We start from the raw sequence: 9,480 nt of genomic DNA, 5'->3' as shown, positions 1-9,480 counted from the left end.
GTCTTCGTCAAATTTTTTCGCTTTTCTTTTTTGCCGGACCTTCTGGAAGAAGCTTCCCGAAGAACCTGCGCCGTGAGCAGCGAAGCCCTCGACTATACAACAGCTTTTGAGCAGGGGAAGGAAAATTTTTGCGGCCGGTTGGCCCAGAGCAGCGCTGCGCTGTAGCGGGAGCGAGCGTGTGGGGACGATCGGGTAGCCGTACCGGGCTTTGGTTCGCTAACTGCAGCGCGCCGTCCCCGCGGCGTTCCCGCGCCATCCAGGGTTCGGCGCGTTCGCGCCAGGCGGAAGTTTCCTGCAGGTAGGTGTGGAGATGTTTCAGGACACGGGTGCTCGCTATCTCTTCTCTACTTGTTCTATTTCAGAATAGTTGTAGTAGTAGAGGATCGCCCGTCCTGTGGGCAAGGTGGATTTCGGGTTTGAAAACAACGCGCTGACGTTGGCGCGCGGCTGTGTGTGACCGTGCTTTCGGTTGCTCCCGAAATATGAACAACTTTTGATGCGGCCTCCCTCTTGTGGATAAGTGTCAGGTTGTGCGCGATCTATCCACAGGGTTCTTGGGTCGAGTGGCTTGAAAGCCCGTGACGACCCTTCGGATGGCTCAGCAGGCGCCAAGGTCTGTACGTGTGATTGACGGGCTACCTCCGTCGTGAAGAGTACGCGCGACAGGCTGGCGGGTGGCCTCATCGCTTGGCGCGGACGAGTCCACACAGCGCTGCTGCGCGCACTGCAGCCATGCAGGTGATATGGGGTAGTTCAGGGGCGTGGACGAACAGGCTGCGGCCGCGCGCGTTCGGTTCCCAGTGCGAAGCAGGCTCAGTCAGCCTCGCAATGCGTCGTGCGCCGACTTGGCGCGGCGGTGATCACGCCGCTGTCGGTCACGGTCATTGCAATGTAGGCTGGGCCGGTCGGTTCAAGAGTTGCAGGAGCAGCCGTGCGCGCTTCGCGCAGCGCGCCGGAGGCGCCGGTCGCAGCCACACCAGCATTGGCTATTTCAATCGTGAAGCCGCTGCCACCGCGCAAGGGGATGAGCGCTCCAGGTGCGGCGTGTCCAAGCCTCTGCGAGCGGAAGACAGGCGTGGGCCTGCGCGCGCTCTGTCTGTGATGCGGGCGCCAATGCGCGCCATGCCGAGTCGGGGCCAATAGCGCTGCCCACACTCAGCCGCAGGCTGGTCGATATCACATCACACGGCCAGTGCTGCGGGGGTGCCGAGCACCATCACACCTCGATGATGGCAGCCAGTGGTGCATGGTCGGACAGCCGGTTCCACGGTTCGCCCGGCAGCACCAGGGGCGAGTGGGCGTTGGCGTTGCGCACGTAGATGCGGTCCAGCGACAGCATCGGGAACTTGGCCGGAAACGTTTTGGCTGATTGACCATGTGCGTGGACGAACACCTCACGCAGGCCAGCGTTCTTCTCCAGGATTCCGTGCGCGCGACGACGCCAATCGTTGAAGTCGCCTGCCACGATCACAGGCGCCGTCGGAGGCACTTCTTTCTCGATCATTGTGGCCAGGAGGCCGAGCTGCTCGCGACGGTGCGATTCGCGCAAGCCGAGGTGCACGCAGAAGGTGTGCACGTGCTCCTTGCGGTTGGGGATCTCCAGCACGCAATGCAAAACGCCACGGCGCTCCGGACCGGTGATGCTGACATCCCGGTTCTGCTGGTGGACGATTGGGAATTTGGATAGGACCGCGTTGCCATGGTGACCGTGCGGGTACGCGGCGTTCTTGCCATACGCGAACTGCGGCCAGATGGCGTCGGCCAAAAATTCGTAATGCGGTGCTTCTGGATAGTCGGCCAGTCGTTCGGCATGCCGAGCGTGTGTGCCGAGCACTTCCTGCAGGAACACCACATCGGCGTGCACGTGGCGCACGGCCTCGCGCAGTTCGTGCAGCATGAAGCGCCGGTTGAATGAAGTGAAGCCTTTGTGGATGTTGACCGTCAACACCTTGATCTTGGTGCCGGCCGTCTCTGCGGTCGTGATGGTGCTGTTCAGCATGGATAGCGTGTCCGGAAATCGATGCACACGTTGTAGCGTAGCAATCGACCCGGACCTGTAGGACACCCGCCAGACACCGGATCTTCGTACGCGGTGCAAGCGTACACCCGGTGCCGCGTCTGGACGCGATTTGCTGCGCGCTGCGGATCAGCCCTTGTGCGGCATGGGGTGCGAACCACGTGGGCCGCCATGCGCGCCGTGCTTGTGATGGCGCATGCTGCGAGCGTCGAACACCTTCTGCTGTTCGGGCGTCAGTGCCGCGTAGAGCTTCAACGTGGCATCGGCACGGCGGTCCATGGCGGCATCCCGCTCGGCACGCTGCGCGCGCATGTGTTCGATGCGCTGTGGCGTCGTCAGTGCCTTCATCGCCTCGTGGTTCTTATGAGCGCCAGGGCGACCCTCGGGGAGCATGCTGGCGGTGAACAGGTTCCACGCCGGCTCTTGGGCGGCCGTGATCTGCAACTGCTGCTTGAGTTCGGTCTGGCGCTTGGCCATGGCCGCTTGGCGGTCCGCCGGGCCGCGTTGCCCACGCATGTTGTGGCCCTTGTTCTCACGGTGCTCTTGCGCCGTGGCGGGGGCATTGGCCTGTGCTTGCGAAGTGGTCTGTGCAGTGGCCGTGGCGGCTGTGCCGGCGACGATGCCAGCGAGCAGCAGGCGTTGGAACGAGATCTTGAACGAGGTCATGCAGGTTTCCTTTTCAGTGTGTCAGCAGCGCCGTGTTCAGGCTGCAGGTGCAGTGTGGCCGGCGGATGTATCCCAGCCGTACAGGCCCGATGCGCATTTGTAAAGACCGTGCAAGGAATTGAGAGGACTCGGGCGCGCAAAGGTGCTGGACGACAATACGCGGCTTTTTCCGCCCGGCGGGCGGCTTGCAACGACATGGATAGGGGCGCTGTGTTCAAGAACGTGATGGTGTACAGGTTGGGGGCCGGCTGGTCGGCGACGGTTGAGCAGATTGAAGATGCGTTGGACAAGGAGCGTTTTGTGGCGTGCGGGGCGACCCAGGAACGCTCCGCCGGCTGGGTGCCACCCCGCGGCGAAGAACACGGCGCGCTGGTTGAGTCCATCGGCGGCCAGTACCTGATGAAGTTGATGGTGGAGAGCAAGGCCGTTCCCGCCGCCGTGGTCAAGCGCAAGGCCGATGAGCGCGCGCTGGAGATCGAGGCCGCGACCGGCCGCAAGCCCGGCAAGAAGGAGACGCGAGAGCTGCGTGACGAGGCCAAACTGAGCCTGTTGCCGATGGCCTTCACCAAGCGCGGCAGCGTTGCCGTGTGGCTGGACGTGCAGGCAGGGCGCCTGGTGGTCGACGCCGCCAGCCAGGGCCGGGCCGATGAAGTCATCACCGCGCTGGTGAAGGTGCTGGACGGCTTGGCCGTGCATGAACTGCACACTGCCACTTCGGCGACGGCGGCCATGTCTGAATGGCTCAGCACCCAGCAGCCACCGGCCGGCTTCTCGATCGATCGCGAATGTGAGTTGAAAGCGGTGGACGACTCCAAGGCCGCTGTGCGTTATGCCCACCACGCGCTGGACATTGAGGAGATCCGCCAGCACATCAGCGAGGGCAAGCTGCCGACTCGCCTGGCGATGACCTGGGACGACCGTGTCTCCTTCGTGCTGACCGAAAGCATGCAGCTGCGCAAGCTGGTGTTCCAGGACGGCGTGTTCGAGAAGACGTCCAAGGAAAAGGAAGACGGCTTCGACGCCGATGCGGCGATTGCCACGGGCGAGATCGGCCAGTTGCTGCCAGATCTGCTGATGGCATTGGGGGGCGAGGTGGAGATCGGTGTGGCTGCCGACGTGACGCCGCCGCCCGCAGCCGCAGAGGCAGACGGGGCCCGCACGACGCCGGACACAGCCGACGCACCGTTCTGAGGCTGGCCGAGCGGCTCAGCGCCCGGCGCTGCCCAACGCGGTCAGCTCGGCAGAGACGCCCCTCCATTGCACATCGAAGCCCGCGCGCTGCCGCGCGTCCGTTGCGGGACGCAGGCCAAGCGCGTGGCGCGTGCCGGCCCCCACGCTGTCGATCAAGGGCACGCCTACCTCGGCCTGGATGTCGGCCGCCACGCCCGCCAGGCCTGCACCACCGACCACCACGGCCTGCGCATTCCAACGGCGTGCAGCGTCGCGGCAGGCTTGGGCCAGCAGCGCACGCGCGCCGATGGGGTCGGCAGCCAACTCGGCGCCGGTCGGGGCGACGGCCTGGATTCCGACCAGCGCATCACCCAGGCCCAGCGTCAGCGCGAGACGCTGCAGCATCGGCTTCCAGCGCTCACCGCCGGTCACGATCACGAACCGCCCGTGCTGCGCGGCCTCGGTACAGGCGGCTTCGGCCAGGCCGGTCACCGGCACGGGGCTGGCCTCTTTCAATGCGAACAGACCTGGATCGCCGAAGCAGCCGATCAGCACTGCGTCGGGCTGCGCGCGACCGGGCTCGGCCAGTGCCGTCGACCACGCGTCCAGTGCAGCGTGCGCGGCCACCGCATAGCTGGCTTCACAGGCGATGTAGGGTGCACCGAAGCGCGCGCTCACGCTGCGAACCTGCACAGTCGGGCCTGCGGCGGCCTGCACATGCTTCTGCAGCAACGCTGTGACGACGGTGGATGTGTTGGGGTTGAGAACCAGCAGATGGCGCATGGTCGTGATTACACCGCGAAGACCGCTGCAAGGTCCAAGCCTTCGTCTGCAGGCGGGCTGAACTGGAGGCGTGCGTCCAGCAGATCCAGATGCTCGTGCCTGGCCGCGTGGGTGCGCGTACGTCCCCAGATTGGCGCGGCCGCATGCCGGTTTTGGCTCGTCGACGGCGGAGCTGGCCCGCTGACCGATGGTTTCGTTACATAACTTGCATGCGGGTATGCGCGTTTTTCCTCATGACGCCGCTAGCATGTAGCTTTATCCGGAGTATGCCCGTGGCCCTGCAATCCCCCTTCTTTGGCAAGCGCGAAAACGAACTGGCGAACAACCGCAACAGCACGCTGCCTGGTGCCTCCACGGCAGGCACGGCTTCGTCGGGGTCAACCCATGCGTTTGCGCCTTCCATGCCCACCGCTGCCACCACCCGCACAGAACCCATGACGACCAGTTCCACCGCTGCCGCCGGCACCACCGCCCCCCAGGCCGCCGCGCCCCAGGAGCCGGGCAGCAAGCTGATCGTGGGCCCGAACATCAAGCTCAAGGGCGTGGAGATCACCGACTGCGACACGCTGGTCGTAGAGGGTACGGTCGAGGCGACCATGGATTCGCGGATGATGCAGATCGCCGAGCAGGGCGCGTTCAAGGGCTCCGCCGAGGTCGATCTGGCCGAGATCCGCGGCGGCTTCGACGGCGACCTGGTGGTGCGCGAGAAGCTCACGATCTACGCCACCGGCAAGGTCACCGGCAAGATCCGCTACGGCAAGGTCGTGATCGAAGAAGGCGGCCAGCTGTCTGGTGAAGTCAGCTTCGGTGCTGGCCCCAAAGCCAGCGCCAAGTAGTCTCTCGCAGCAGCCGGACGCGCGCGTCAGGCCTCACGGCAAAACGCCGGCTCGAGCCGGCGTTTTGCATGGAGAGCGTCAACGCGTCAGTTCGTGAGCGCTGGATAGTCGGTGTAGCCCTTGGCACCGCCTCCGTACAGCGTGGTCTTGTCCACCGGTTGCAGCGGCGCGCCTTCGCGCAGCCGGCGCACCAGATCCGGGTTGGCGATGAACGGCACGCCGAAGGCCACCAGGTCGACGCCTTGGGCGAGTGCTTGATCGGCCAGCGCGCGGTCGTAACCGTTGTTGACCATCCAGGCTGCCTTGCCGCCAGCCTGGCGATAGATATGGCGCAAGCGCGCATAGTCGAACGGGCGATCGGCGATGTCGCGCGGGCCACCCGTGGCGCCTTCGATCACGTGGATGTAGGCCAGGCCCAGCGGCGCCAGTTCGGTCAGCAGGTGCTCGAACAGCGGCTGCGGATCCGGGTCGGAGATGTCGTTGGCCGGCGTGACCGGCGAGATGCGCAGCCCCACGCGGCCGCCACCGATCTCGGCCACCACGGCACGCACGACCTCGAGCATCAGGCGTGCGCGGTTGGCGATGCTGCCGCCGTAATGGTCGGTGCGGTGGTTGGCGCCCAGCTTGAGAAACTGGTCCAGCAGATAGCCGTTGGCGCCGTGCACCTCCACGCCGTCGAAGCCGGCTTCGCGGGCAGCGCGTGCGGCGTGCCGGTAGTCGTTGACGATGCCCGGCAACTCGTCGGCGGCCAACGCGCGCGGGGTCGAAGTGTCTGCAAAGCTGCCCTGGCCGTTCTTGACCAGGTAGGTCTTGGCCTTGGCGGCGAGGGCCGATGGCGCTACGGGCGCCTGGCCGTCTGGCTGCAGGTCCACATGCGAGATGCGGCCGACATGCCACAGCTGCGTGACGATCTTGCCGCCCGCGGCGTGCACGCCCTCGGTGACTTTGCGCCAGCCGGCCAATTGCTCGGGAGCGTACAGGCCGGGCACGTCCGCATAGCCCTGGCCCTGAGCGCTGATGGCGGTGGCTTCGGTGACGATCAAACCGGCGCTGGCGCGCTGTCGGTAGTAGGTGGCCGTCAGTTCACCGGGGACCGCGTTGGGCGAGCGGTTGCGGGTGAGCGGTGCCATCACGACACGGTTGGCGAGGTGCAGGCTGCCGACATCCGTCGGCTCGAACAAAGAGGGCATGGGTGTTCCGGTGATATGGAGATACCCGCGCGCCGGCAGATCATGCGCGCGGTAGAAAGTTGGGAGCAGGTGGGGCCGCTGTGCCGATGCGCAAGGGCTCGGCCACGCCAAGCGGCGGCGGCGCCTGTTGCGTCAGCTACAGCGTCGCCACAGCGGCATCTGCGGCGCGCCGGATTCCCTGCACGGCTCTTTCTGCGACAGGCGCAAGCGGCGGCGCCGCCCGCGGGCTGTCTACTTCGCGAGACCTTCGGCCTTCAGGGCCTCCTGTACGGCGGGGCGCGCGCCCACACGGGCCATGAAGGCGGCGACGTTGGCGTAGGCCGACAAGTCCACGCCGACGTGCTTGGCCCAGCTGGTCACGGTGAACAGGTAGGCGTCGGCCACCGAGAAATGTTCGCCCGCCACATATTCCTTGCCGGCCAGCTGATCGTCGACCCACTGGTAGCGTGAGATCAGCTTTTCGCGTGCGATGGTCTTGTAGGCATCGGGCGTGGCGGGGTTGAACAGCGGGCTGAAGCCCTTGTGCAGCTCGGTGCCGATGAAGTTCAGCAGCGACTGCAGCCGGTAGCGTGCCAACGTGCCGTTGGCCGGGGCCAGATTCTTGTTCGGTGCCTGGTCGGCGATGTACTGCACGATGGCCGGGCCTTCGGTCAGGCGGGTGCCGTCGTCCAGCTCGAGCAGCGGCACGTAACCCAGCGGATTGATGCTGTAGTAGTCGGTGCCGTCGTCCAGCTGGTGGGTCTTGGTCGGTGCCTTCACGGGCTCGAAGGCCAGGCCTGCTTCACGCAGCACGATGTGGGGAGACAGCGAGCAGGCGCCGGGCGAGTAGTACAGCTTCATGGCATGGTCCTTGTTGGAAGTGGTTCTTGGAGAGGGGTTGAGCCACACATTCTGGCGCCGTGTGCACCCTGCCACAGGCGGCCGCGAAGGGCCGCGCCATTGTCCTACAGCCCTCGGCGCTGGCGGCCGATCCTGCCTTTCGGGCTGGCTGCCTACAGTGCTTCCATATTGCGGCGCCGCCGTGCAAGGAGTTCGACGATGTTGAAGTGGGCCATCATTTTTGCGTTGATCGCATTGGTCGCGGGCGGTCTGGGTTTCGGCGGCGTGGCTGCTGGCGCTGCCGGTATTGCCAAGGTGTTGTTCGGGCTGTTCCTGATCCTCGCCGTGGTGTTCGTGGTGCTCGCCCTTCTGGGTGTTGGCGCAGCCAAAAAGATCCTGGACTGAGCACCGGGCGGGCCGCCGCCCTCGCGGCGTTCCGCGCGGCGCCTTCCACGCAAGTACATCCCATGTTGTTGTCCAGCGTTTCGGTGAAGCTTGCCTACGAGGTGAGCGCACCGACCCACTTTTGCCTGCACCTGCAAGCGGGCCGTCACTCCGATCAGCATGTGCGCGAAGAGCGCTTGCTCATTGAGCCGGCACTGCCGCTCCATGACTACTGCGATGAGGTCAAGGGCAATCGGTTCGTGCGTTTCGACGCAACGCCCGGCCCGGTGACCATTGCTTACGAGGCACTGGTGGAGGTGGGCTACGTGACGCCGCCTGCCGACCTGCGTGAATCGCCCGTGAACGAGGTGCCGGACGAGGTACTGCACTTTCTCTCACCCACCCGGTATTGCGAATCCGACCTGCTCGGCAATGCCGCTCAGAAGCAATTCTGCAAGACCGCACCTGGTCTGGCGCGGGGGCAGGCGGTCGCCGACTGGATCCACGAGAACATCGAGTACGTGCCCGGCTCCAGCGACGCCACGACCACGGCTCAGCAGATCTTTGTGCAGCGCAAGGGGGTGTGCCGCGATTTCGCCCACCTCGGCATCACGTTTTGCCGTGCCTTGAACATTCCGGCGCGGCTGGTGTCCGGCTATGTGTTCTTCGATGAGCCGCCACAGGATTTTCATGCCGTGTTCGAGGCCTGGGTCGGCGGGCGATGGGTGCTGTTCGATCCGACCCGCATGGCACCGGTGGAGCGGTTGGTCCGCGTGGGCACCGGCCGTGACGCCAAGGACGTGGCGTTCGCCACTCTGTTTGGCGGCGCCACCCTGAGCAACAAGGAGATCACCGTGCGCGAGACGGAGATGGGCGCGGACTCGCCATCGCCGTCAACAGTGGCGCGCGGTGTCGTGAGGCCGCTGCGCATCGTGGCTTGACCCGCCCAGTTTCCAGCAGTAACCCAACGAGGACCCACTCAAGGCAGCCCAGACGCAAGTTCAGCCCACACGCCGCCCCCCGTTGAATCGAGGGCGGCTTTGCTGCGTTGTGCGCGCTTGTAGGCGGGAGCGCTCCTAAAATGGCCGCGCTGCGTAAACAGTATGGACATGCGGGCGCCGAGGGTGCGCTGCGCCCCGCGCCACCTGCCATGCTGAACGTCAGCTCGACCATGAGGGAGCGCGATGTCAGCTGGATCTGTCGCAGTCGGGCTGGGTTCGAGGACGCTGGGCGTGCTCGTCGGTGTCTTCGGCCTGGCATGCGTGCTGGGCTTTCTCGTGGTGCGCGATGCCGTCAACAAGACGGTGGAGCACCAGGCCTTGGCGATCGCCGAGGTCGTGGCCAGCCAGGCACAGATCGCGCGCTCGGTGTATGCGCAGGAGATCGCGGACAAACTGGCACGCGATGGGTTCGGCCCCAGCGTCGATTCGAACCAGCAGCGCGGGCATGTGCCAATCCCCGCTCAATTCCTGAAGCTGGTGGGCCGCGCCTCCTCGGCCTGCGCATTTCAGCGATCGTGGACGCCTGTTTCAGGCTGATCGTGGACGGCGTTTCAGCGCCATCGTGGACGCGCGGGGGTTGCGCGCAAGCGAGGTGTTCAATGTATCTCAGTCGT

Annotated in this window: 11 protein-coding genes; 5 read left to right on the top strand and 6 right to left on the bottom strand. The window is 65.4% G+C overall.

Translation table 11 applies throughout. The features are described from left to right. Positions 1-813: 813 nt before the first annotated feature. From AC099J_RS31365 to AC099J_RS31355, 3 genes are all read right to left on the bottom strand, one after another. On the bottom strand, positions 814-1,020 hold the full coding sequence (locus AC099J_RS31365) for a hypothetical protein (protein WP_479619230.1): 207 nt from the start codon (positions 1,018-1,020) through the stop codon (positions 814-816). 196 nt (positions 1,021-1,216) lie between these two features. After that, positions 1,217-1,999 carry an endonuclease/exonuclease/phosphatase family protein gene (locus AC099J_RS31360; protein ID WP_479619232.1) on the bottom strand — a complete coding sequence of 261 codons (783 nt, stop codon included), beginning with the start codon at positions 1,997-1,999 and terminating at the stop codon, positions 1,217-1,219. Positions 2,000-2,146: 147 nt separating this feature from the next. Then, positions 2,147-2,683 (bottom strand): Spy/CpxP family protein refolding chaperone, encoded by a 537-nt coding sequence (locus tag AC099J_RS31355; RefSeq protein WP_479619229.1) that lies wholly within the window; start codon positions 2,681-2,683, stop codon positions 2,147-2,149. Positions 2,684-2,893: 210 nt separating this feature from the next. Here AC099J_RS31355 and AC099J_RS31350 point away from each other — a divergent pair, with 210 nt between their 5' ends. Beyond that, positions 2,894-3,874 (top strand): recombination-associated protein RdgC, encoded by a 981-nt coding sequence (locus AC099J_RS31350; RefSeq protein ID WP_479619231.1) that lies wholly within the window; start codon positions 2,894-2,896, stop codon positions 3,872-3,874. Between the two features lie 15 nt (positions 3,875-3,889). Here the strand turns inward: AC099J_RS31350 and AC099J_RS31345 are convergent, their stop codons facing one another. Next, positions 3,890-4,636, bottom strand: a complete 747-nt coding sequence (locus AC099J_RS31345; protein WP_479619228.1) for an aspartate/glutamate racemase family protein — start codon at positions 4,634-4,636, stop codon at positions 3,890-3,892. 272 nt (positions 4,637-4,908) lie between these two features. Between AC099J_RS31345 and AC099J_RS31340 the strand changes: the two genes are divergently transcribed. Next, positions 4,909-5,472 (top strand): bactofilin family protein, encoded by a 564-nt coding sequence (locus tag AC099J_RS31340; protein WP_479619227.1) that lies wholly within the window; start codon positions 4,909-4,911, stop codon positions 5,470-5,472. 86 nt (positions 5,473-5,558) lie between these two features. On the opposite strand, the gene AC099J_RS31335 is transcribed toward AC099J_RS31340, so the two are convergent. Then, complete coding sequence (locus tag AC099J_RS31335) at positions 5,559-6,662, bottom strand: alkene reductase (RefSeq protein WP_479619226.1); 1,104 nt, start codon at positions 6,660-6,662, stop codon at positions 5,559-5,561. A gap of 231 nt (positions 6,663-6,893) precedes the next feature. After that, positions 6,894-7,502, bottom strand: a complete 609-nt coding sequence (gstA, locus tag AC099J_RS31330) for a glutathione transferase GstA (RefSeq protein ID WP_479619225.1) — start codon at positions 7,500-7,502, stop codon at positions 6,894-6,896. Between the two features lie 198 nt (positions 7,503-7,700). Here gstA and AC099J_RS31325 point away from each other — a divergent pair, with 198 nt between their 5' ends. The 3 genes from AC099J_RS31325 (at position 7,701) to AC099J_RS31315 (ending at position 9,403) form a co-directional block, all read left to right on the top strand. After that, positions 7,701-7,886, top strand: a complete 186-nt coding sequence (locus AC099J_RS31325) for a DUF1328 family protein (protein WP_479619224.1) — start codon at positions 7,701-7,703, stop codon at positions 7,884-7,886. 62 nt (positions 7,887-7,948) lie between these two features. After that, entirely contained in the window at positions 7,949-8,806 is an 858-nt protein-coding gene (locus AC099J_RS31320; RefSeq protein ID WP_479619223.1) for a transglutaminase-like domain-containing protein, read from the top strand. Positions 8,807-9,049: 243 nt separating this feature from the next. Further along, on the top strand, positions 9,050-9,403 hold the full coding sequence (locus AC099J_RS31315; RefSeq protein ID WP_479619222.1) for a hypothetical protein: 354 nt from the start codon (positions 9,050-9,052) through the stop codon (positions 9,401-9,403). Positions 9,404-9,480 lie beyond the last annotated feature (77 nt).

This window comes from Rhodoferax sp. RT4P68, assembly GCF_056521305.1.
The sequence above is the reverse complement of the archived record's forward strand: the minus strand, read 5'-3'. Positions and strand labels throughout refer to the sequence as shown.